This is a genomic window from Catellatospora coxensis, assembly GCF_016862635.1.
GTDB classification, from domain to species: domain Bacteria; phylum Actinomycetota; class Actinomycetes; order Mycobacteriales; family Micromonosporaceae; genus Catellatospora; species Catellatospora coxensis.
The window spans coordinates 1-23,313 of the sequence record NZ_BONI01000029.1; the positions used below are offsets into that span (position 1 = coordinate 1).

At 72.2% G+C, this 23,313-nt stretch carries 18 protein-coding genes; 10 read left to right on the plus strand and 8 right to left on the minus strand.

Annotated elements, in window-relative coordinates; genetic code table 11:
- Window positions 1–227: 227 nt before the first annotated feature.
- Both Cco03nite_RS18085 and Cco03nite_RS18090 read left to right on the plus strand, forming a co-directional pair.
- The gene (locus tag Cco03nite_RS18085; RefSeq protein ID WP_203693296.1) at window positions 228–947 is read left to right on the plus strand and encodes a FadR/GntR family transcriptional regulator; all 720 of its coding nucleotides are present in this window, start codon (window positions 228–230) and stop codon (window positions 945–947) included.
- Window positions 944–1,666 (plus strand): sterol desaturase family protein, encoded by a 723-nt coding sequence (locus tag Cco03nite_RS18090; protein ID WP_203693297.1) that lies wholly within the window; start codon window positions 944–946, stop codon window positions 1,664–1,666. Before Cco03nite_RS18085 ends, Cco03nite_RS18090 begins: the two co-directional genes overlap by 4 nt.
- Before the next feature lie 63 nt (window positions 1,667–1,729).
- On the opposite strand, the gene Cco03nite_RS18095 is transcribed toward Cco03nite_RS18090, so the two are convergent.
- From Cco03nite_RS18095 to Cco03nite_RS18110, 4 genes are all read right to left on the minus strand, one after another.
- Window positions 1,730–2,326 (minus strand): GNAT family N-acetyltransferase, encoded by a 597-nt coding sequence (locus tag Cco03nite_RS18095; protein WP_203693298.1) that lies wholly within the window; start codon window positions 2,324–2,326, stop codon window positions 1,730–1,732.
- Complete coding sequence (locus Cco03nite_RS18100) at window positions 2,323–3,822, minus strand: APC family permease (RefSeq protein WP_203693299.1); 1,500 nt, start codon at window positions 3,820–3,822, stop codon at window positions 2,323–2,325. The genes Cco03nite_RS18095 and Cco03nite_RS18100 overlap by 4 nt, the downstream gene beginning before the upstream one ends.
- 51 nt (window positions 3,823–3,873) lie before the next feature.
- Complete coding sequence (locus Cco03nite_RS18105) at window positions 3,874–4,491, minus strand: GOLPH3/VPS74 family protein (RefSeq protein WP_275412050.1); 618 nt, start codon at window positions 4,489–4,491, stop codon at window positions 3,874–3,876.
- Window positions 4,492–4,740: 249 nt separating this feature from the next.
- Window positions 4,741–6,585, minus strand: coding sequence for a M14 family metallopeptidase (locus tag Cco03nite_RS18110; RefSeq protein WP_203693301.1), 1,845 nt, complete (start codon window positions 6,583–6,585; stop codon window positions 4,741–4,743).
- Window positions 6,586–6,718: 133 nt separating this feature from the next.
- On the opposite strand from Cco03nite_RS18110, the gene Cco03nite_RS18115 reads away from it, so the two are divergent.
- The 7 genes from Cco03nite_RS18115 to Cco03nite_RS18145 all read left to right on the plus strand — a co-directional run bounded on the left by Cco03nite_RS18115 (window position 6,719) and on the right by Cco03nite_RS18145 (window position 17,121).
- Entirely contained in the window at window positions 6,719–7,510 is a 792-nt protein-coding gene (locus Cco03nite_RS18115; protein WP_203693302.1) for an inositol monophosphatase family protein, read from the plus strand.
- 55 nt (window positions 7,511–7,565) lie between these two features.
- Window positions 7,566–7,838 (plus strand): Smr/MutS family protein, encoded by a 273-nt coding sequence (locus Cco03nite_RS18120; RefSeq protein ID WP_203693303.1) that lies wholly within the window; start codon window positions 7,566–7,568, stop codon window positions 7,836–7,838.
- A 132-nt stretch (window positions 7,839–7,970) separates the two neighbouring features.
- On the plus strand, window positions 7,971–9,881 hold the full coding sequence (locus tag Cco03nite_RS18125; RefSeq protein WP_203693304.1) for a tetratricopeptide repeat protein: 1,911 nt from the start codon (window positions 7,971–7,973) through the stop codon (window positions 9,879–9,881).
- Between the two features lie 204 nt (window positions 9,882–10,085).
- Complete coding sequence (locus Cco03nite_RS18130) at window positions 10,086–12,605, plus strand: fibronectin type III domain-containing protein (protein ID WP_239167477.1); 2,520 nt, start codon at window positions 10,086–10,088, stop codon at window positions 12,603–12,605.
- Between the two features lie 93 nt (window positions 12,606–12,698).
- On the plus strand, window positions 12,699–13,727 hold the full coding sequence (locus Cco03nite_RS18135) for an AAA family ATPase (RefSeq protein ID WP_203693306.1): 1,029 nt from the start codon (window positions 12,699–12,701) through the stop codon (window positions 13,725–13,727).
- The gene (locus Cco03nite_RS18140) at window positions 13,724–14,905 is read left to right on the plus strand and encodes a DUF58 domain-containing protein (protein WP_203693307.1); all 1,182 of its coding nucleotides are present in this window, start codon (window positions 13,724–13,726) and stop codon (window positions 14,903–14,905) included. The genes Cco03nite_RS18135 and Cco03nite_RS18140 overlap by 4 nt, the downstream gene beginning before the upstream one ends.
- The gene (locus Cco03nite_RS18145; protein ID WP_239167467.1) at window positions 14,899–17,121 is read left to right on the plus strand and encodes a transglutaminase TgpA family protein; all 2,223 of its coding nucleotides are present in this window, start codon (window positions 14,899–14,901) and stop codon (window positions 17,119–17,121) included. Before Cco03nite_RS18140 ends, Cco03nite_RS18145 begins: the two co-directional genes overlap by 7 nt.
- Before the next feature lie 120 nt (window positions 17,122–17,241).
- On the opposite strand, the gene Cco03nite_RS18150 is transcribed toward Cco03nite_RS18145, so the two are convergent.
- Window positions 17,242–17,520: a hypothetical protein gene (locus Cco03nite_RS18150; protein ID WP_203693309.1), complete on the minus strand. Its 279-nt coding sequence runs from the start codon at window positions 17,518–17,520 to the stop codon at window positions 17,242–17,244.
- 134 nt (window positions 17,521–17,654) lie between these two features.
- Window positions 17,655–18,287: an RAD23 family protein gene (locus tag Cco03nite_RS18155; RefSeq protein ID WP_203693310.1), complete on the minus strand. Its 633-nt coding sequence runs from the start codon at window positions 18,285–18,287 to the stop codon at window positions 17,655–17,657.
- A 129-nt stretch (window positions 18,288–18,416) separates the two neighbouring features.
- On the opposite strand from Cco03nite_RS18155, the gene Cco03nite_RS18160 reads away from it, so the two are divergent.
- On the plus strand, window positions 18,417–19,112 hold the full coding sequence (locus Cco03nite_RS18160) for a Clp protease N-terminal domain-containing protein (RefSeq protein WP_203693311.1): 696 nt from the start codon (window positions 18,417–18,419) through the stop codon (window positions 19,110–19,112).
- A 55-nt stretch (window positions 19,113–19,167) separates the two neighbouring features.
- On the opposite strand, the gene Cco03nite_RS18165 is transcribed toward Cco03nite_RS18160, so the two are convergent.
- Window positions 19,168–19,902, minus strand: coding sequence for a hypothetical protein (locus Cco03nite_RS18165; protein WP_203693312.1), 735 nt, complete (start codon window positions 19,900–19,902; stop codon window positions 19,168–19,170).
- Window positions 19,903–19,999: 97 nt separating this feature from the next.
- Window positions 20,000–23,227 carry a lamin tail domain-containing protein gene (locus tag Cco03nite_RS18170; RefSeq protein ID WP_239167478.1) on the minus strand — a complete coding sequence of 1,076 codons (3,228 nt, stop codon included), beginning with the start codon at window positions 23,225–23,227 and terminating at the stop codon, window positions 20,000–20,002.
- Window positions 23,228–23,313: the final 86 nt, after the last annotated feature.

Below are 23,313 nucleotides of genomic sequence, written 5' to 3' on the forward strand. Positions count from 1 at the left end.
CCCTGGCCACGACACGAATCCTAACAGGACGGTTGTGCGTTTTCGTACTGGCGTACGGGTGGACGCCGGTCCGCCTCGGCGGCGGATCGGCTTCGCCTGCCCTGCTGCGCAGGAGTCACGTTTCCTCCCCGACCTGAAGGCCGGAGTATCCACGAGAGAAATCTGATGACCGAACACAACTGGTCATACCACTTGACCACCTGACCGAACTGCTCGATGGTGGACCCATGACATTCGCGAAGATCGAACGACGGTCCCTGCCGGACGAGGTCTACGACCGCGTACTCGGCCAGATCGTCTCCGGCTCGCTCACCCGCGGCCAGGCCCTGCCCAGCGAACGCGCGCTGGCCGAAGCACTCGGCGTCAGCCGCCCCGCCGTACGCGAAGCACTCCAGCGGCTGACCCACGCCGGCCTGGTCACGGTCCGCCAGGGCGGCGCGACCACCGTCAGCGACATCCGCCGCACCGGCGGCCTCGACGTCCTGCCCCACCTGCTGCTGCCCGGCGGCGACCTCGACCTCGCCGTCGCCCGCAGCATCCTCGAAGCCCGCCTGGCCATCGGCCCCGTCGTCGCCGGGCTCGCCGCCGAACGCCACGGCCGCGCCGCCGCCCTGCTCGACGCCGTCACCGCCATCGAGACCGACACCGACCCCGTCGGCCGCCAGCGCAAGGCCCTGGCCTTCTGGGAACTGGTCGTCGACGCCGCCGACTCCGTCGCGTTCCGCCTGATGTTCAACGGCCTGCGCGCCGCTTACGAACCCGCCCTGCGCGCCCTGTCGACCGTCATGGCCGGCGAGGTCGACCGCGTCGAGCACTACCGGGCCCTGGCCGAAGCGATCACCACAGGCGACGCCGACACCGCCCGCCGGCTGGCCCACGACCTGCTCAGCCACGCCACCCGGGCCCTGCTGCACGCCCTCGACCTGCTGGAAGGAGCCCGACGATGACCCCCGCCGACAAGTCCGCCGCCGCGCGCGCCGCCCGCGACCGGCTCGCCGCCGACGAGGCCGCGGCCACCGGCCCCGCCCGCACCGCCGTGACCCTGGGCCAGATCTTCCGCCGGTTCTGGCACCACCCCAGCCCCTGGATGATCCTCACCGTGCTGGCCGCCGCCCTGGCCTGGCGTGTCGCCGAAGGCGGCTGGACCCTGGCCGACCTGCGCGCACCGGCCCTGCTCGTGGCGGCGTTCCCCGCCCTGGAATGGGTCGTGCACGTGTTCGTCCTGCACTGGCGGCCCCGCAGGTTCGCCGGGCTGACCGTCGACACCGAACTCGCCCGCGACCACCGCCGCCACCACGCCAACCCGCGGGACGTCCCGCTGGTGTTCATTCCGTGGCGATCGCTCGCCGCCGTCATCTGCGTCTACAGCACCGTCGCGCTGCTGGCGTTCCCGCGGCTCGGCGAGGCCCTCACCTTCATCCTGAGCGTCGCCGCCGTCGGGCTGCTCTACGAGTGGACCCACTACGCCATCCACAGCGACTACCGGCCACGCAGCAGGCTTTACCGGGCCGTGTGGCGCAACCACCGGCTGCACCACTACAAGAACGAGCACTACTGGTTCACCGTCACCACCGCCGGCACCGCCGACCGGCTGCTGGGCACCTACCCCGACCCGGCGACCACGGCGACCTCCGCCACCGCCCGCAACCTGCACGCGCCCGCCTGAACCCGCACACACGAAGCGGGGGCGGCGACCGTGTGGTCACCGCCCCCGCCGTCGATCCCGTGCTCAGCCCTGCGGCTCACGCCACATCGGGTACAGCGCCGGGCCGCCGCCGGGCAGGTGGTAGGCCTCGCCCAGCAACGCGAACCCGTGCCGCAGGTACAGATCCCGCGAACCCGTGCTCGACGCCTCCAGGTAGGCCGGCACACCCTCGGCGTCCAGCTGCGCCAGCCGCCGCCCGAGCAGCTCGCTGCCCAGCCCGGTGCCGCGCAGCCCCGGGCGCACGGCCAGCAGCGCCAGGTGCCAGTGCGGACGGCCGTGCGGGTGGTGCTCGGCGAACACCTCGTCCAGCAGCGCGAACCGGGCCGCGTGCGGCCCCGCCAGCTCGACCAGCCGCTCGTCGTACCCGTCGATCCACGGCGCGTCCACGGTGTTGTCGAACCACACCGCAACCGCGTCGTCGCCGGCCACGTCCACGGCCCCGTACGCCAGGGCGTGCTCGGCGAACCAGCCGAACTGCCCGGCCATGATGCGCTCGCGCTCGACCGGATCGTCGAGCAGCCAGTGCGCCACGGCCAGCTCCTGGAACGACGCCGAGATCAGCCTTCCCGCGGCCGCGGTGTCCACGGCCGGAGCCGTCGACACCGCGTCCGAGCCGGTCATACGCCGACCTTAGGGGCCTCCGCCGACGAGACCTCGGTCTTGCCGCCCTCGACGCCCTTGCCGATCGCCTCGTACAGCGCCGGCTTGGTGGCGCGCAGCACCAGCGCCCAGATCACGCCGACGACCGCGACCAGCAGGTACAGCCCTGGCAGGATCCAGCGGGCCGCGTGCTCGTCACCGGTGCCGAGCATGGTGCCGTAGTCACGGACGGTCTGCTGCACCGCCCAGATCAGGAACAGCGCCGACAGCACCGGCGCGATGACCCGGGTCCACAGGCTCTCGCCGCGCTTGTCCTTGGCGAAGTACAGCACCACGGCGACGCTGGTGCCCGCGAGCAGCAGCAGCACGCCGAAGCCGCCGGTCATGCCCAGCCAGAAGAACAGGTGGGTGAACGGGTCCAGCTGCGCGATCGCGTACACCAGGATGACGGCCAGGCCGATGACGCTCTGCAGGACCGAGGCGCCGACCGGGGCGCCCGAACGCGCGCCGGTGCGGGCCAGCGAACGCGGCAGCACGCCCTCGCGGGCCAGCGAGAACGTGTAGCGGGCCACGGTGTTGTGGTAGGACAGCATCGCCGCGAAGGCGCTGGTCACCAGCAGCACGTTGCCGGCGTCGGCGAAGAACGCGCCCAGGTGCTCGCCGGCCAGCACGAACATGAGGTCGGCCTGGGCGGCGTGCTCCTGGCTCTGGACGACGATGTTGTCCGGGCCGGTGGCCACGGTCAGCGCCCACGCGGTCAGCGCGTACACGAACACCATGACGCCCAGGCCGCCGAACGAGGCCAGGGCGATCGTCTTGCGGGAGTCGCGCGACTCCTCGGCGAACACCGGCGGGGCCTCGAACCCGACGAACGCGGTCACGGTCACGGTGAGCACCGCGCCGAGCGCGCCGCCGATGAACAGGTTGTCCGGCGAGAACGCGGCGAAGCTGACGCCGTCGGCCGGGTTGGCGATGAACACGATGTCGTACAGCAGCACGATGGCGAGCTCGGCGACGAGCACGACCAGCAGCAGCTTGCTGTTGATCTCGACGCGGGACAGGCCGAGCACCGTGACGAACAGCCACGCGACCAGGGCCAGCACCCACCACTGCACGTTGATGTCGAACATCGCGCCGAGCAGGCCGGAGCCGGCCGCGCCGAAGATGCCGTACAGGCCGACCTGCAGCAGGTTGTAGCCGAGCACCGCCGACAGCGCGGCGGCGACGCCGGCGGGGCGGCCCAGGCCCTGGGAGATGTAGGAGTAGAACGCGCCGGCGTTGCGGATGTGGCGCGACATGGCGACGTAGCCGAACGTGAACAGCGCCAGCGCGGCGCCGATCAGCAGGATGCCCAGCGGGAAGCCGATGACCTGGACGTTGGCCCAGCCGGCGACGATGACGCCGCCGATGACCATGAGCGGCGCCGCGGCGGTCAGCGCGAACGACGCCACGGACGCCGAGCCGAGCCGGTCGGCGGCCAGGGCCGACGACAGCGCGGAGCTAGGGGGTGCGGACACGGTGTTGCTCCTTGAGGGGGGTGGGGGTGAAAGGGGGGTGGGGGGTGTGGTTCAGGTGAGCTTCGCCACGGCTTTGCTGACGGCCAGCTCCGTCTCGGCGATGAGCACGCGCAGGGGTTCGTCGAGCACGGCGATGAGCGAGGCCAGGCTGCGTCCGCGGACGTCGTCCCAGGCGAAGGTGGTGCTCAGGCCGGTCGCGAAGGCGAGCCCGGCGAGGACGCGGTCCTCGACGGACATCTCCTCCTGGCGGCGCAGCCGCCCGATGAGCCGGGCAGTGGGCCAGGCGGCGTCGTTCACGGACAGCGGCACGTATCGGCGCTGCACGCCCAAGAGTCGGCGCGTCTCGACCAGTTGGAGCGCCCCCGCGGCGGTCATCCTGACGGCGATGTCGGATTCGGCGGTGCGCCCGAGGAAGGCGAGCCAGTCCCGCACCGGGTGCAGCTGCGGCTCTGCCAGCAGCTGCCCGTGTACGCGGGCGGCCAGCGCGTCCGGCGGCGGCGGGGCGTTGCGCACCGCCACCCCCTCGGCGGCGGGACGCACCAGGTCCAGCATGCACAACTCGGCCAGCAGCGCGGCTGCCAGCCCGAATCCGACGGCTTTGGCGTGCAGCCGGGAGTCGCCGCTGACATCGTCATGCGTCATCAAGTAGAACTCGTCGGCTATCGGCACGAGAAGGCACCCTACAGAATGGATCTACCCGCTGTCACCGCCGAGCACGCACTGTTTACCAAGACAACAGCGCAGGTAGCGTCCTATGTGGATGAGTGGGAGCGTTTGCACGCGCAATATTCCCAGCCAAACCCGCCACCGGACGTGACAGGGCGGCCCCGCCTGCGCACCGGCCGCCGAACCGGCACGGGCGACGGGACCGCCCTGCGTACGTGCGTGGTCCCCGGCCTCAGCGGGCCGGGGAACCCGTCACGACTGCGTCACCGTGATGTTGTCCAGGCCCGCCTCGACCAGGCTGGCCGTGCTCGCGTCCGCCGCCTCGACCAGGAAGCGCACGCTCTGGCCCGCGTACGCGGTCAGGTTCGCCGAACCGCTGCCCCAGGCGCCGTTGCGGTTGGTCGCCGCGCCGGCGATGGTGGCCAGCACCGTCGTGCCGCCGCTGTGCACGACCGAGATCCGCAGGTAGTCGGCGCTGGAGGAGTTCGAGCCGTGCGCCAGGTACCACTGCCAGCTCGCGTTCAGCGTGCCGGTGGCCGGCAGCGTGATCGCCGGCGACTGGATCGAGCTGGTGCCGCCGTCGAGGTCGAAGTCGCCCGCCGCGGTGCCCGCCGACAGGCCGGTGGCCAGGTCGTTGCTGCCCGCGAACGGGGTCAGCTGCTTGGCTCCGCTGGAGTTGGTCGCCTGCGCCGCGCCGCGCGCCCACTGGCCGGTGGTGGCCGTGTCGGTGCCGCCCGGGTTGACGGTCCAGCCGGTCGCGGTCTCGAACGTGTCGGACCAGACCGTGGTGCCGCCACCGCCGGTGCCGCAGTACGTGGCCTCCTTGCCGATCACCCGGTACGGGCAGTCGGCCTGCTGCAGCAGCATCAGCACCGCGGCCCGGTTACGAGTGGTCTGCGCGGTGATGACCTCGTCCGGCGGGTAGAAGCCGCCGCCGCTGCCGGAGCTGCCCGGGTACATCTCGAAGGTGTACGCCCAGATCCTGTGCGTGCCCCACATCCAGTCGATGGACGTGCCGTCGGCGACGTAGAGGTCGCTGGACTGCTCCGGGGTGTAGCTGTTGGTCGCGGCCATCTGCTGGCCCAGCGTGGCGAACGTGTTGTACTCGTCCGCGCTCATGCCCGACGGGTTGTTGGCCGTCGTGTAGCCGAACGGCCACAGGATGAGCTGCGAGTACGTGTGGAAGTCGATGTTGGCCTTGATCTGCTGGACGCCGCCGACGACCCGGCTGTTGACGAAGTTGCGCAGGTTCGTCGACTCCGGCGCGGAGAACGCCGACGGGCCGCGGTAGGTCTCACTGCTGGTCGTGCCGCTGGAACCGCCGCAGCAGCCCCACTGGTAGGACCAGTTGCGGTTGAGGTCGGTGCCGACGTTGCTCGAACCGCTGTTGGGCTGGCGGTTCTTGCGCCACGAGCGGTAGCTGCCGGTGGCGATGTCGTACTCGCCGCCGTCGGGGTTCATGTCCGGCACGATCCAGATCTCGCGGCTGTTCACGATGTTCGTGATCGCCGAGTCGGAGCCGTAGCCGCTGGTGAACAGGTTCATCAGGTAGATGGCCATCTCGACCGTGAGGTGCTCACGGGCGTGCTGGTGGTGGTTGAACAGGACCTCGACCTCGTTCTCGTCGGTGGCGACGTTGTCCGAGATCTTGATCAGGGGCATGTTGCGGCCCTCGTAGGAGTTGCCGATCGTCGTCACCCGGAAGATCGACGGGTACGACGAGGCCAGCGAGTTGATGACGGCCATCATCTCGCTGTAGTCGTGGTAGTTGGAGTCGGCCGGCGGGAACGCCAGCGGCTGCGCGTGGTCGTCCTGGGTCGGGGCGAGCACCCGGGTGACCGTGAAACCGAGAGCCTTGATCTTGGCAGCCTCACCCGGGGTGGCGGTGATGTCGAGGATGCCGTGGTCGAAGCCGTCGATGGCCGCGCCCGTGGCGGCGATCGCGTTGCGCTGGGCGAGGGTCTTGATGCCCTGGACGGTGTAGTGGCCCGAGGTGCTGACCTCGGGTCCGACCGGTGCGCCGTCGGCCGGTCCGGTCAGGACCATGGTGCCGGCCAGCGCCAAGGTGGATACGAAGACGGTTAACCGTCGCCGCATGACTGCCTCCAAGCGGGGGTAAAGGAGGCTCACAGCAGAACACCAGATTCAAGGTCATTGCAATATGTCAATCTGGCTATCACACGATGTTACGGCGCACGCCGCCACAGGATCCGCCCGCTAGCCTGAGCGCATGATCGACTCGTATCCGCCCGGCGACGACGCCGAGCTCGCCGCCACCGCGGCACAGGCCGGCGCGAACGTGGTCCGCGACCTGTACGGCCGACACCTGGCCCGCATCGACAAGGGCGGCGGGGACTTCGCCACCGCCGCCGACGTGGCCGCCGAGCAGGTGATCCTCGACATCCTCCGGAACGCCCGCCCCCACGACGCCGTACTCGGCGAGGAGAGCGGCCAGACCGGCGCCGCCGACCGGCAATGGCTGGTCGACCCCCTGTGCGGCACCCTCAACTACGCCGTCGGCACCATGCTCGTCGCCGTCAACGTGGCCCTGCGCGGCGGCCCCGCCGCCGTCGCCGACCCCTTCACCGGCGAACTCTTCATCACCGACGGCCACACCGCCCGGCTACGCCACCACGGCGCCGAAACCCCGCTGACCCCCACCTCGGCAGCCCGCCTGGTAGACGTCAACCTCGACCCGCCCTTCCCGAGCGCACCCGGCTTCCGCCCCGTCGACCTACTGGCCCACCCCGGCTTCGCAGAACACTTCCGCCCCCGCGTCGTGTCCACCACCCTCGCCCTGACCTGGGTCGCCACCGGCAAACGCGCCGCCTACCTCACCGACGGCGGCGACCTGTCCACCAACCTGCACTTCGCCGCAGGCATCGCCCTGTGCCAGACCGCCGGCTGCGTGGTCACCGGCATCGACGGCGCCCCCCTCGGCCCCACCACCCGCGGCCTGCTCGCCGCCGCCGACCCCGAAACCCACGCCCACCTGCTGGCCCTGATCCACGACCGCACCTGACCCCGCCCCGCCGAGCCACCCGAAGCCCACCCCGGATCGGGTAGGCTCGACCCCGATGAAGCTCGTACTGGACCTGCACGACATATACAACAAGGGCCGCGACATCGAGCGCGCCCTCAACGACATCATGGCCGAGGCGATCGCCAAGAAGGCCCCGATGATCGAGATCATCCCCGGCAAAGGCTCCGGCGCCCTCAAGAAGACCGTCCTACGCTTCCTCGAGCAAAAAGAGGTGAAAGCCCTCTACCACCGCGTAGAGAAGGACTCCAAAAACTTCGGCCGCCTCTTCGTGCACTTCAAACACACCACCCCCCGCGGCCGCCGCTGACGCGCGATCTTGCGCGGACTGTGGGGACGACACACTCGTTCCGGGCATACCGCCAAAAGTTTGCGCAAGATCGTCGCGATCTTCGCCGGTGCGGGTGGCGAGAGGTCGGGGGGTGTGGGCAGGATGTGAGCCGTGCCGTCACCGACCTCGCTTAGCGACATCCGGACCGAGGCCCTCGGGCGCCGTGACCGGGGAGACCTGAACAGCGCCCGGACGCTGCTGGAGCAGTCCCTCGAAGCGGCGATCATGGCCGCGGGCGAGGACCACCCCGAGGTGCTGACCACCGGGCACCTGCTGGCCACCATGCACCGGCAGGCCGGCGACCTCGGCGCGGCCCGGCGGGTGCTGGAGAACGCGCTGTACAACGGCGGGTACCGCTTCGACGAGGAGCACCCGCTGCTGCTGTCGATGTCGTTCGACCTCGCACAGATCGCCGACGAGCTGGGCAACCGGCACGAGGCGCGCCGCCAGTACACCAAGGTCGCCACGCACGGCCCGCTCACGCCCGGCTTCGACCAGCAGGTCCAGGTCGCCCGCGCCTGGCTCGGCCCGGACGCCCCCGCTCCGGTCGCCCCCGCGCCCGTGACCCCGCCGCCGCCCGCACCGCAGCCGCCCGAGGACAGCACCGCGCTGCTCCCGCCGCCGTCACGGCCGACCACCTACGTGTCGCAGTCCGCGCCCGCGACGCCACCGGCCCCGGCACCGCAGGCCGCGCCCGTGGACCAGTCGGCGCAGAGCGGGCCCCCGGCCTGGCCGCTGCCCGCCTCGACGCCACAGACGACATCGACGCCCACGCCCGACGACCGCACCGCGGTGGTCATGCCGCCGCGCGCCCCGAGCACGGAGCAGGCCGATCCGGCCCCGGCGGTCACGCCGCCGAACCCCGTCGCGCCGAACCCGGCCGACGACCGGACCTCGCTGCTCACGCCGCCTGCGCCACCACGGACCCCGGACACCGCGAGCCCCGCCGACGACCGCACGTCGCTGCTCAGCCCGCCGTCACGGCCGACCAGTCCGGTGGCGCCGCAGACCGCGGACCGGGTCCCGCCCGCGCGGCCCGTCACCCGCGCCGCGGACCCCGGGCCGGCGTCCGAGGACGACCGGACCGCGCCCTATGGGCTGACCATGCCGCCGCGCCGCGACCAGTCCGCGACCCGCGCGATGCCCATCGTGCCGACTCCGCCGAGCGTCCCGCTGCCGCCCGACCGCAGCCGTCCCGCGCAGCCCGAGGCGCTGCCGCCGATGCCGCCGCACCGTGAACCGCCCCGGCACGACACGGCGCAGCCGCAACAGCCACAGCACGTGCCGCCCCGGCAGGACACCGCGCACCCGCAGCAGCAGCCGTGGCAGGACAACGCGCACCCGCAGCAGTTGCACCAGCGGCTGCCGCACCAGGGGCAGCAGCCGCACGCCGCGCCGCCGCACCAGGACCAGCCGCGCCGCGACCTGCCGCCGGAGCAGCCCCGCGCCGCCGACGGCCGTACCCCCGCGATCCCGGTCGCCCCGCCGCCGCAGACACCGCCACGCCACCTGCCGCAGCAGCCGCAGCACGTGCCGACGCCGACCGTGTTCGGGCCGCCCGCACCGGCACCGGCGGCACCGCAGCGCCGCAGCCGCGGACCGGTCATCGCCGCGATCGCCGCCGCCATCGTCGCCGTGCTCGCGGCCGTGGCCACACTGCTGCTGGTGGTGCTGCCGAAGAAGGACGAGCCGCAGCAGCCCGGCCCGATCGTCGAACCCCGGGCCGCCAGCGACGTCTTCGTCACCCGCGCCGCCAACGGCGACATCACCATCACCTGGTTCGACCCGTCCGACGGCTACGCCGCGCAGGTGCTGCTCGGCGCCCCCGAAGACGAGGAAGTGGCGACCATGGGCAAGCCCGCCAACGGCGAGACGCGATACACCGTCACGGGCCTGAACCCGAACTGGGACTACTGCTTCGTCATCATGAGCATCTACAGCCAGGTTGACCTGCTGCGATCCAAGCCCGCCTGCACCGGCACGGCGGGATCGACGGAGCCGTCGCCCAGCCTGACACCATGAGCGTCCTCACTCGACTTTCACGGTTGACCTGCAACGCCTAGGATGACGTCGGCTTCTGGGGAGAACGCGAATCGGCGAGCGGGGTGGGCTCGACACACCCCGCGTCATGGGGAGGGGCGATCCGTGGCGGATCTGTCACCGGGCGCGATCACACGAAAAGCACGGACCAGAGGTGGCGTCGTCACCATCGTCACGGTGCTGGCGATGCTCGCGGCCATGGGCCTGACCTGGTTCGGGCTCAGCGCCAACGACCAGGTGTCGGCCGGTTTCGACAGCAGCTCGTGGCTGTGGAGCCTCACCCGCGGCGAGATCGCCCGGGTCAACGGCCTGACCGGCAAGGTGGACACCCGCTCGCAGGCGCTGGTCGCCTCGCAGGGCCACTACGTGCAGGTCAGCCAGTCCGACCGGTTCCTGATCGTGCGCGACCAGCACACCGGGCGCATCAGCGCCCTCGACCCGGCGACGCTGCAGATCACCGCGTCGCAGGAGTCGCAGGCGGGCCTGGGCGTCTCGGTGGCGCTGCACAACAACGCGGCGTTCGTCATCGACCCGGTGCAGGGCGTGGTGCGCCAGCTGGACCCGGCGACGCTGCAGCCGATCGGTGAGCCGCTGCGCTACCCGCCGGGCATCACCGGCGGCCACTTCGACGGCACCGGCCGGCTGTGGCTGGCCGTGCCCAGCCAGGGCACCGTCTCGGCGATCACGCCCGCGCCGCTGACGCCGCCGTCGGGCGGCACGGGCGGCAGCGGGCCGTCGCTGGTGCGCACCGAGCCGGTCGCCGAGGCGTTCCACGACCTGGCGCTGTCGGCGCTGGACGACGGTGTCGCGGTGCTGGACCAGACCAACGGCTCGCTGACGCTGCTGCGCGGCGACAACCTGAAGAAGGTCGAGATCGCCGGCGCCGCGGGCGGCGAGCTGCCGGAGCGTTCCACCGGCAAGGACATCGCGGTGACGGTCGTCGACGGCCGCAAGGTGTATGTCATCTCCGGTGACCAGGTGAACGAGTTCACGGTGCCGGGCGCGGGCGGGGCCGTGCGGCCCGCGGTGGCGTGGTCGGGCCTGTTCTACGTGGCCGACGACGCGGCGGGCAAGGTGTACGCGATCGACAGCGCGGGCAAGCTGGTCAACACGATCGAGGCGGGCAAGCCCGGCTTCCGGCTGGAGCTGGAGGTGCGGGAGAACCAGCTGTTCATCAACGCGCCCGACTCCTCGACGGCGCGCGTCGTCAACGACAAGCACCAGGTCAGGGTGGTCGACAAGTTCAACGACGAGGTCGTGGGCGGCACCCCGCCGCCGGTGACGCCGCCGCCCCCGCCGAAGCCGCAGATCGGCAAGCCGGGTGCGCCGCGCAACGTCACCGCCGCGTCGGGCGACTCGCAGGTGCGGCTGAGCTGGGGCAAGGCCGCCGAGAACGGCTCGAAGATCACCAAGTACGTGGTGGAGGGCGACGGGCGGACCTGGACGGTCGGGGCGCGCAACCGCTCGCTGGTCGTCGACAAGCTGACCAACGGCAAGACGTACACGTTCACCGTGCACGCGGTCAACGGCAAGGGCGCCGGCCCGACCCGCAAGAGCAACCCGGTGATGCCGACCGGTGACGTGCCCGATGCCCCGACCGGCGTGAAGGCGGTCGAGAAGCCCGACGGCACCGTCGAGGTGACCTGGACCGCCGCCAACGGCCAGGGCCGCAAGATCACGCGGTACGAGGTCACGGCGATCAACGCGGGCAGCGGCGCCCTGATCGGCACCACGCCCGGCGCGACGAAGCTGGTCGTCAAGGACGGCGAGCTGGAGTACGGCACGCAGTACGCGTTCACCGTCGTGGCGGTCAACGACAAGGGCGCGGGTTCGGAAGTGTCGCAGCCGTCGGGTTCGGTGGTGCCGTTCAACAAGCCCGCGCAGGTGCGCAACCTGTCCGCGGCAACGGTCGGCACCGCCAAGGGCACCATCCGCGTGACGTGGGCCGTCCCGGCCGACAACGGCCGCCCGATCACCGGTTACAAGGTGACGGCGGGCGGCAGGACGCAGACGGTCAACGGCACCAACGCGACCCTGGACGGGTTCGGCGACGGCGAGATCGTGTCGGTCGACGTGGCGGCGGTCAACGAGGCCGGCACCGGCGCGAAGGACACCACCAGCGCGAAGACCATCACCGACGCGAAGGTGTCGAACGTGTCGGCCGGCGGCGCGACGTACAAGGGCTTCACGGTGAACTTCGCCTACGACGACGGCGGCGGCACCGCGACGTGCACGGTGACCATCAACGGCGCGGCCCGGGCGGTCGGCTGCAACACCGGCGCCAGCGGGTACGCGGTCAACGAGGTGGCGACCGACAGCGCGTTCACCATCACGGTGTCGGTGAAGAACGCGACCGGCGCGACCGCGACGTCGAACCCGGTGACGGTGCGCACCAAGCGCCTCAACGGCACGATCCGGTGTGTGGGCTGCTCCAACGGCATCGGCATCTACAGCAACTCCCGCCAGCAGTCCAACGAGGCCGTCGGCGACGCCCAGCACGGCGACACGTTCAAGGCGTTCTGCTGGAAGCAGGGCACGGCGGGCAACCAGAGCGGCGACGCCGAGCTGTTCGCGGCCGGGGAGAACAGCAACAAGCGCAGCGACAAGTGGATCCAGATCACCTACCGCGGCAACCAGCGCTACGTCCCGTTCATCTGGCTCAACCTCGACGACGGCGACGACTACAACGACGTGCCGCAATGCTGATCCGCTGAGCTTCCCCGGCACGAGCCGTCACGGCCCGTGCCGGGGATTCTCCGTCTCCGCCCCTCTTTCGAGCACAAAGGACATACCCTCGCCATGAACCAGCCCCTTCCACCGCTGTCCGCCGCCCAGGTCCGCGCGTTCGCCGACCTGACCGGGAAGCTGGCCGGCGCGATCTCGACCGTGGTGCTCGGCAAGCCGGAGGTGGTCCGGCTCGGGCTGGTCGCCATGTTCGCCCAGGGCCACGTGCTGCTGGAGGACGTGCCCGGCACCGGTAAGACGACCCTGGCGCGGGCCATCGCGGCGTCGGTGCAGGGCGCGTGGCGGCGCATCCAGTTCACGCCGGACCTGCTGCCTTCCGACGTCAGCGGCGTGACCATCTTCAACCAGGCCAGCCGCGGCTTCGAGTTCCACCCGGGGCCGATCTTCGCGAACATCGTCATCGCCGACGAGATCAACCGGGCCTCGCCCAAGACGCAGTCGGCGCTGCTGGAGGTCATGGAGGAGCGCTACGTCACCGTCGACGGCGTACGCCACGCGGTGCCGCGCCCGTTCATGGTCGTCGCCACGCAGAACCCGGTCGAGATGGACGGCACGTACCGGCTGCCGGAGGCGCAGCTGGACCGGTTCCTGATGAAGCTGTCGGTCGGCTACCCCGACGAGGCCGTCGAGATCGAGGTGCTGCGCGGGGCCACGCTGCGCTCCCCCGACGCGATCACCCCGGTCACCGACACCAAGACGATCGGCGAGGCCGTCGCGCTGGCGCACCGGGTGCACATCGCCGACCCGCTGTACGCGTACGCGGTGCGGCTGGCCGCGGCGACCCGCGAGCACAAGCACGTGCGCGTCGGCGTCAGCCCCCGCGGCGTGATCGCGCTGACCCGCGCCGCCAGCGCGTACGCGCTGACCGAGGGCCGCGGCTACGTGCTGCCCGAGGACCTGAAGGTGCTGATCGAGCCGGTGTTCGCGCACCGGGTGCTGCTGACCCCCGACGCGCAGCTGCGTGGGGTCACCGCGACCGAGGTGCTGCGCGACGCGGTCGAGGCGGTCCCGGTGCCGCTGCCCGGCCAGGAGTCCCCGGCCGGCGAGCCGGGTCCCGGTCCCGCGGCACGGCACGCCGGATGATCGTCACGCTGCGGGGGGCGGGCCTGACCGTCGGCGGCGTCGCGCTGCTGGCCACCGGTTTCACCTACGGCTACCCGGAACTGGCGGTGCTCGGCGCGACCGCCGTCATCGCGCAACTGCACGCGTTCGCGCACGCGGCGCTACGGCCGCGGCTGTCGGTGACCCGGTCCGTCGACCCCGACCGGGTCGCGCGCGGCGAGGGCAGCACCGTGACGCTGACCGTACGCAACACCGGCCGCTTCGGCGCGGCCACGCTCGTCGCCCACGACAGGTGTGGCCGCCCCGGGCAGCACGGCGCGACGGTGCCGGTGCCGCTGCTGCGGCTGCGCCCGGGCCACGACACCGACGTGTCCTACCCGGTGCCCACCGACCGCCGCGGCGTCGTCGACGTCGGCCCGCTGCAGGTGACCCGCCGCGACCCGCTCGGCCTGGTGTCGGTGTCCCGCAGCCACGGCGACACCGCCCGGATCTGGGTGTACCCGAAGAGCCACCTGATCCAGGCCGTGCCCGCGGGCATCTCCCGCAGCCTCGACGGCCGCCTCGACCGGGTCCCGCACGGCGCGATCACCTTCGACACCCTGCGCGAGTACGTCATCGGCGACGAACTGCGCCACGTGCACTGGCGCACCAGTGCCAAGGTCGGCGAGCTGATGGTCCGCGAGCACCTGGACACCAGCCTGCCGCAGCTGGTCGTGTTGCTCGACGACCGGGCCGGATCCTGGGCCGACCTGGACGCCGCCGGGTCGACGTCGTTCGAGAGCGCCTGCGAGGCCGCCGCGTCGATCGTGTCCGCCGCGACCCGCGAAGACCTGCCGGTGACTCTGCACCTGGTCAGCGGCCCCGCCGCGGGCGGCGGCCGGATCCGCGGCGCGGCCCGGGGACTGCTGGACCTGCTCGCCGAGGCCGAACCGGCGACCGGCGACGAAGAACTGCTGGTCACCGCGACCAGCCGGCTGCGCCAGCACCGCCCCGGCGACACCCTGATCTACCTCACCGGCACCGCCGGGCTGGCCGACCTCGCCCTGGTGTCGGGCCTGCGGGGCCCGTTCCCGTCGGTCGCCGTCGGCGTGCTCGGGCCCCGGCTCGCCGAGGAGCCGCAGCCGGCCGGGGTGCTGCTGCTGCGCGCCGAGGACGGCGAGGACTTCGCCGCGGTATGGGACGGAGTCACCCGATGGTAGCCCGCGGCCTGCGCATCCTCCTGCCACCCGCGCTGATCACGGCGATGCTGGCACTGTCCGGTCTGGTCGCCGACCGCATCTACAACGGCACCCTGTTCACCGTGCTCGTCGCGGGCGCGGCCGCCGGGTCGGTGGCGATCAGCCTGGCCCTGACCCGGCTGCGCGCCTGGTCGGTCGCCCCGCTGTCGATGCTGGGCCTGGCCGGCTACCTGGCGTTCGCGCTGAACCTGTCGGCGCAGCGCGCCGGCATCAGCGGGGACCTGGCGACGATCGCCACCGAGGCGCTGCGCGACGGCATCCCCCGGCTGCTGGCCGTGCTGGTGCCGGTCGAGCCGCAGCCCGACACCGTCGCGGTGCCGATCGTGGCGACGTGGCTGGCCGGGCTCATGGCGATGGAACTGACCGCCCGCGCCCGGCGCACCCTGGTCGGGCTGACCCCGCCGGTGCTGCTGTTCGCCGGCGCGCTGTGGCTGGTCGGGCCGGCCGCGCCGCGTACCCCCTGGTCGGCTCTGGCTTTCGCGGCCCTGGCGATCGCGGCGCTGGCGTTCACCGGCCGGGTCCGCACCCCCGACACCGGCCTCGACCCCGCCACCCGCAGGGCGCTGCGGCTGCGGGCCGCGCTCGCCGGCGGCACCGGGTTCGCGCTGATCCTGGCCCTGGTCGCGGGCGCGGCGCCGCCGGTGGCGTCGCAGGTCACCGCAGCCCCGTTCGACCCGCGCAGCCTCATCGACCCGCCGGACCTCGACGCCCTCGACGAGAACCCGCTGATCAGGCTGTCCGGCTGGGCGCTGCAGCCGCAGGAGAAGCTGCTCGACGCCGACGTCGCCGCCGACACCCGGATCCGGCTGGCGGTGCTGTCCGACTACGACGGCGTCACGTGGCGGGTCGGGGCGACCTACCGCCCGGCCGGACGCAGCCTGCCCCGGCCACCCGGCGAGGTCGCCGGCAAGCCCGTCGAGCAGCGCATCACCATCGCCGGGCTTACCGGCAAGCTGCTGCCCGCCGCCGCCACCCCCAGCCACGTCGACGGCGTACGCATGGCCTACGACCAGTCCACCGGCACCATGCTGCGCCCGGAAGGGCTCAGCGCGGGCATGACGTACACCGTCACGTCGCTGCACAGCGAACCCGACGTCAACCTGCTGCCCGTCGCCGACGTGCCCGCGGGCATGACCCGCTACATCACACTCGGCCCGAACGTCCCGGACAACATCAGCCGGCTCGCGCAGCAGCTCGGCGCGGACAACGGCGCCCCGTACCAGCGGGCGCTGGCGATCGAGCAGTTCCTGTCCGAGCACTACAAGCTCGACCCGCAGGCGCCCAGCGGGCACGCGTACCCGAACCTGAACTTCTTCCTGTTCGGACCGCCCGGCACCGGCGCCGGCAAGGGCACCTCGGAGCAGTTCGCGGCGTCGTTCGCGGTGCTGGCCCGGCTGCTGAACCTGCCCAGCCGCGTCGTCGTCGGCTTCACCGCCCGTGCCGGCAACCACCCGGTCACTGCGGGCGACGCCATGGCCTGGCCGGAGATCTACTTCACCGACCTGGGCTGGGTGCCGTTCCACCCGCTGCCCGAGCCGAACGCCGAGACCAAACCCCTCGAAGACGAGTTCAAGCCGCAGCCGGAGACCTCGCAGCCGCCGCCGTCCGACGAGCCCATCCCGACGCTGGAACCGACCGCCGACGCGCCCAGCACCGCCCCCTCGGCGAGCGGCCCGGCCGCGGGCGGCGTGAACGTGGCCCTGGTCGCCGGGGCGGGCGGCGGCGGGTTCCTGGTGCTGCTGCTGGCCGGGTTCGTGGTGTTCGTGCTCGCCGCCCGGGGTGCGCTGCGGCGGCGCAGGCTCGACGAGGGCAGCCCCGACTCCCGCATCGAGGGCGCGTGGCTGGAGGTCGGCGACGCGCTGCGGCTGGCCGGGCGGCGCGCCCCGGAGCACCTGAGCGCCGCCGAGGTCGCCGCGCACGCGGCCGAGGCCGCCGCGCCGGTACGCGGCAAGCACGAGGTGCGGCTGGCCGCCCCGACGCTGGACGAGCTGGCAGAGGCGGTCAACCAGACGGTGTTCGGGCCGGGCACGGCCGGTGACGTCGAGGCCGAGGCGGCGCGCAGCCGCGCGGTGGCGTACATCGACGAGCTGAAGGCACGCCGCTCCTGGTGGCGGCGGCTGCTCTGGACGCTGCACCCGGGCCCGCTGCGCTGGCGGCGGACCGACCGCAGAGGATAGTCCCTGGTCTCGGGCCGGCACCGCGGCGCTGCCGCCTGCCGGCCCGGGACCTGGTCCTCGGCCGTGGCGTGCTGCGACCGTCGGTGCCCCGCCCGAACACGTCCGTCGAGCGCGGTGGTCTCAGACGAAGCGCTCCCCGCGCATCACGGCCCGTGCCACCTCGCGCAGTTTCGCCTCGTCGGGCTGGAAGCCTTCGGCGATGTCGGGGTGCAGGCCCCCGCGGGTCTCGCGGAGGATCCAGTCCGTGACCTCGTCCTCGCCCTGGCCGTCGTACTGGTCGGCGACGCGGTTGGCGGCCTGTTCCAGCGCGGAGGTCAGCTGCGCCTCCAGGGGCACCTGGAGCTTGCGCTCCACCGCGTTGAGGTCGTCGCTGTCGAGCGACACGCGCATCTCTGGCATCGCACCCATCCTTCGGTCGTCGGCCCTGCCCTACCCGGGACGAGGCAACGCCAAGCATCGCGCACACCGGCCACCGGATGCCCGAGTTGAAGGGCGTGTCCGCTCCCGGTCGGGTCAGCGGCCGACGGGGCCGGTCACGGGCAGAATTGCACCTCGGTGTGGTGGAAGTCGCCATACGGCGGGACCTGGACGCTGGCGCTGATGCCCCGGCCGAGCGGGGTGTCCGGGTGCGCGCAGACCGTCGTGAGGGCGACGCTGGTCGAGGCGGTCTTCACGGACGTGCCACCGGTGCCGTTGACGGTGAGGTAGCGGACGATCTCGCCAGAGGCGACACCGCCCTTCGGGTAGACGAAGGTGACCATGATGCGGACCGGCCCCGTGCCGGTGACGGTCGCGGTGATCGTGGCGGTGAATTTCGAGCCGCTGATGTCGGCCTGCAGCGAGAGGGCTTTCACCTTCGCGGTGGGCTTGGGGCTGGTCTTGGTGCTCGGCTTGGCTGCGGGCGTCTTGGTCGGACTCGGTGAGGGCTCGGCGGTCGGGCTCGGCGTGACGCTCGGGGTCGGGCTGGGCGAGAGGCCTCCGGTCGGGCTCGGCGACGCGTCAGCCGCGGCGACGGCCGCCGCGGCCGGGGCGGGGCTCCCGGCTTTGGTCACGGCCCACACGACGTATCCGCCGGCCGCGCCCGTGAGCACCACCAGCAGCGCCGCGACGCCGATGAGCGTGTAGAGCAGGGCAGGAGCCATCGGCCGGCGGGCGGGGACGGTCATCGAATCTCCCAATCGGGCGGCGCGGATGTCAAACCGTATGACGGTCGTCCACCCACCACAAGATCAGCCGAACGGCTTACGTCAACCCAAGGTTGACGATCCGGCCAACGTCAACCTAAGGTTGACGGCATGGCTGAGACACCTCGACTCGACGACCTCATCGACGTCATCAAGAAGCGCCACCCCGACGGCGACACGCTGCAGCAGCTCAGCGACGCCGTCGTGCTGGGCCAGCACCTCGGCGAACTCGCCGACCACCTCATCGGCCACTTCGTCGACCGCGCCCGGCACTCCGGCGCGTCCTGGACCGACATCGGCCAGAGCATGGGTGTCACCAAGCAGGCCGCCCAGAAACGCTTCGTGCCGAAGGAGTCCGAAGCCTCGGAATCGGATCTGAAGACCTTCGCCCGCTACGACGACGCCGCCCGCCAGACCCTGGTGCTCGCCCAGCAGGCGGCCATCGCCGCCGGCCACGACCACATCGGGCCGCAGCACCTGCTGTCGGCCATGCTCGGCAACCCCGACAGCCCCGGCACCCGCGCCGTCGAAGCCACCGGCACCGTCGCGGCGGTCAGCGCCGCGCTGGCCGAGCGCTTCCCCGCCACCGGCACGCCCGGCACCGGGCCCGTGCCGTTCGCGCCCCAGGGCAAGAAGGCCCTCGAACTGACCCACCGCGAGGCCCTGCGCCTCGGCGACGAGCACATCGGCACCGAGCACCTGCTGCTCGGCATCCTCGACCTGGCCGAGGGCGACACCGTCGACCTGCTGCACAGCTGCGGCGTGACCCGGGAGAACGCGGAGGCCGCGCTCGCCGGACTCCGCTGACGGATGCGCCGACGCCCGGCTCCGGATCGCGGCCGGGCCCGGGCGTCGCCCGTCGTCAGCAGGCGGGCAGCCGGCTCGGCTTGTGCCAGCCGTCGAAGAAGTACAGGTCGGCGGCGTACTGCCGGAGCGAGGCGCAGGCCTCGGTCCGCACCGCCGGGTCGTCGCTGTCCAGGTAGACGCGGAAGGAGCCGTGCGAGTGGTCCGCCGCGACCAGGTGCGGCGCCCAGCCGCTGGATCCGAAGCGCGCCCGCAGGTCTTCATGAACCGCGCGCTGGTCGAACACGTGCGGGAACACCACCCAGGACGCGAGCAGGGCCGCGCCGAACACGTACGAACCGACCGTCCACCACCGCGACGCCACCGCGGACTCGGCCGGCCTCGCATCGGCAGGCATCCGGTCGCGGCGCAGCAGGCCGTACCCCAGCATCGCCGCGCCTGCGCTGATCCACAGTCCGTTGCCGGCGAACGAACGCTGGAAATCCCCCTCGTCCATCACTCCCGTGCTCGACACGAAGAAGTTCACCAGCGCCCCGACCAGCAGCAGGGCTCCGGCGACCTTGACCGCCGGGGGCAGCACCCGCAGCAGCGGCCAGACCTTGGCCATCGGGAGCCGGCCGAAGTAGCTGCCGGTCAACTCGTTCATCACCCCGAGAAAGCACACGAATACCAAGGCGAACGGCAGGATCACCAGGCCCGTGGGGATGTGCGGCCCGCCCGGCAGCAGCGTGTCGACCACCACGAGCAGGAAAAGTCCGGAGCCGGCCAGCGAACCCGCGATCAGCTTGCGCATGGGCGCGATCGTAGGGCGTGCGACCGGTTCTGTCCGACCCGCGGATACGACGTGGGGCCGGGGCGCTCGCGCGCACCCGGCCCCACGTGCCCCACCGCTAGCCTGTGATCGTGCCCTGGCCGGTGATGTCGGCCAGATCGACGACCCGCGGATCGGCCACGACGCCCAGCCACAGCCGCTCGGCCGGCTCGGACTTGTTGTCCGTCCTGGTCTCGACCGGGAACACGACCGACACCTGACCAGCCGGGATGGTCCGGCAACCCAGGTAGGCCGTGAAGTCCTGCGGAATTCTGGCAGTGTCGGGCACCGTCGCGGCACACACGCTCAGATCCTGGGACAGCGGCCGCGACAGCGTCACCGTGAACGCCAGCGGCTGTCCCTCGACCGCGGTCGCGTCCGAGACCCGCAGCGACGCGCGGGTGCGGAACACGGCCACCTGCGGGTCGTGGTCGCTGGCCCCGCGAGCGCCGTCGCCGTCGTGGTCGGCGGCCCAGTCGGCGTTGATGTGCGCCGCCCGGATCTTGACCAGGTCACCGTAGAGCTCGTCGTTGACGAACAGGTGGTCCAGCGTCTGCGCCTGGCCCTGGAACACGTACGAGTAGGCGCTGCCGGGGACCTGCGCGGCCAGGTCGGCCCACAGGTTGTGCAGACCCAGGTCGTACAGCGGCTTGAGCTGGTCGGACGGGGTGTCGCTGTCGGACATGGCGATCGGGTCGTCCGGACGCGGGAACACGTTCAGGTCGCCGCCGTACACCACCCGGGCGTGCGGGGACGCCGCCTCGATCGCGGCGACGATCGCCGCGCCGTAACGGGCCTGCTCGGTACGCTGCCCGACCCGCGCCTGCGGGGTCGACGAGTAGTGGTTCGACACCGCCCACAGCTCGTACGTGTCCGCGCTGCCCGGCTGCGCCGCGACGGTGAACCGGGCCACCTGCGGGGCGCGGGTGAACACGTTCGACCCGTCCACGCCGGTGGACCGGTCGACATCGTCCGGCAGCACCGCGTTGAGCGACTTCGGGTTCTGCACGTCGGCGTTGTAACCCAGCGCCGCCGACCGGAACTCCACGCCCGGCGTAGCCGTCAGCACCGCCGACGGAGCTGCCAGGGTGAGCCGGTCCGTGCGGTACAGGAACCCGGCGACGATGCCGCGGGCGTCCGCGCCGTCACGGTCGTACGCCGCGTCGTAGGCCGGGCCGCCCGCCGCCGCGACGGCGAGAGCCAGTTCCTGCAGCGTGTCCGGCTTGCCGTCGGCGTTGTTCACGTCGCCGCAGACCAGCGCGCCGCCGGTGACGGTGCAGATGTCCTGGTCCTCGGCCTCCTGCACGAGCAGCAGGTCGGGGCCGTGCAGGTCGGTCGCGATCTGCGACGCCAGCGCGCCCAGGTGCGCCTGGTAGTCGGCCTCGTTGAGCGGCACGTAGTCGAACGGCGGCGAGACCCCCGGGCAGCCGGTGTTGCCCAGGTAGTCGCAGCCGTCGAACGGGTCGTCGCGGAAGTCGTACAGGTTCTCCACGTTGTACGTCGCCACGGCCAGCTCACGGTCGCGGTTGATCGGCTGCGGCGCGTTGTTGGCCGACGGGTCCGCGCCCGCGCCGAAGTCGGCGGAGGCAACCTGGATGCCGTACTTGTCGAAGGAGAAGTTCAGACCGCCGACCGCGTCCGCGGCCAGCACGTCGAACGTGTGCGCCGGGGGCAGCAGCGCCGCCATGTCCTGTGCGGTCCACTTCACACCGGTGGTGCCCAGCATGATCCGGGTGCCGTTGCCGTCGTCGAAGACGTGCGTCGTGTCGTTGTCCATCGGGTGCGCGTCGCGGTACACCCGCCGGGTCAGCGGGTCGGTGCGGTCCAGCAGCGGGTCGTCGACGTCGAGGACGTACACCTCGGAGTCGGCGGTCGAGGCGAACACGTCCCGGCCGCTGGCCGCGACACTGCCCGCGCGCACGCGCAGCTGCTCGCCCTCGTGGCGCTCCCAGAACCGGTTCGCCGCGGCGAGGTCCTGCGGGGGCGTGGCGTCGGTGACGGCGGTGTCGGTGACCCCGGACTCGATCACGCGGACCAGCGACGCCGAGGACAGCTGGGTCATGAAGAAGTACTCCGACACCCGCGCCCGCAGCACGACCTCGTCGCCGACGGTCGGCGTGTAGCCGCCGATCAGCGACGTGAACCCGCCCATGAACACGAAGACGCCGTCGGAGCTGGCCGGGTCGCCGTCGGTGGCGCCGGTGCGCGACTGCAGGTAGAAGCCGTACTGCGCGGCGCCGGCCGAGGTGCGGGCCAGGGTGCGCTGGGTGATCACGCCGCGCACGTCGTACAGCGCGCTGCTGGTGCCCGTGCCGGTGGCCGGGGCCAGCGGCGAGCGGTCCTGCACGCCGTTCTCGGCGTCGGTCGTCGGGCCCTGCACCTCGCCGACGGTCAGCACCCGGTTGACGGTGACGTTGAACCCGCACGTCGAGGTGGTGCCGTCGGTGTCGGTCGCGGTCATCGTCACGGCGTACGACCCGTAGGGCAGCTCCGCGTCGGCGGTGACCGTCGCGGTCGCGGTGCCGCCGGCGGCGTCGGCCGGGGTGAACGCGGTGCGGGTGATGGTGCCCGCGGCCGGGGCCGGGACGATGCTCGTGACGGCGAGGTCGACGATCGTGTCGTCGGCGTCGGTCGCGGTGACCGCGCGGGTGCCCGCCTGCCCCTGGGACACGGTGAGCGCGCCGCCGCAGGTCAGGGTTGCGGGGGCGTCGACGGGGCCGCCGCCGGTGCTGTGCGCGCCGAGACCGTCGACGGTGTCGGTCGCGTAGCCGACCCAGCCGGTCGCCGGATCGAACGCGTCGCCGGGCTCGGTGTCGCCGAGCGACACGGCCGCGTCGCGGCGGATCGTGTTGTCGGCGGTGCTGTTCAGGCCGGTGCCCCACTCGGTGCCGGGATCGGTGCCGAGCTGGCCGAGCGAGTCCACGATCGTCCCGCCCGCGCCGCCCTTGCGCAGCACGATCGCGTCGTCGCCGTTGTAGAAGCTGGCGGAGCTGGTCTGGTCGGCCTGCGCCAGGATCGCGGCGTTGGCGCTGGCGTGGGCCAGCACGAACACATCACCGTCGGCGACCGTTCCGGTCAGCGCGATGGTGCCGCCGGCGGTGGTGGCGCCGTTGAAATAGAACTGCACGACGTACTGCCCGGCGGCCAGGTCCACGGCCGAGCCGGTGCCGTTGTAGAACTCCAATGCCTTGTTGTTGGAGCTGCCCTCGACGTACTCGGAGATGAGCAGGTCACTCGGCGCGGCCAGGGCGGCGGGTGACGCCGCGGTGAATCCGGCCAGCACGGCAAGCACAACAGCGGCGCGCATAGTGCGACGCATCGATATCCTCCCGGGGTTAGGAGGATGACCCTACTGGCCGGTCACGAAGAGGTAAACCCGCCTCGATGACCCTC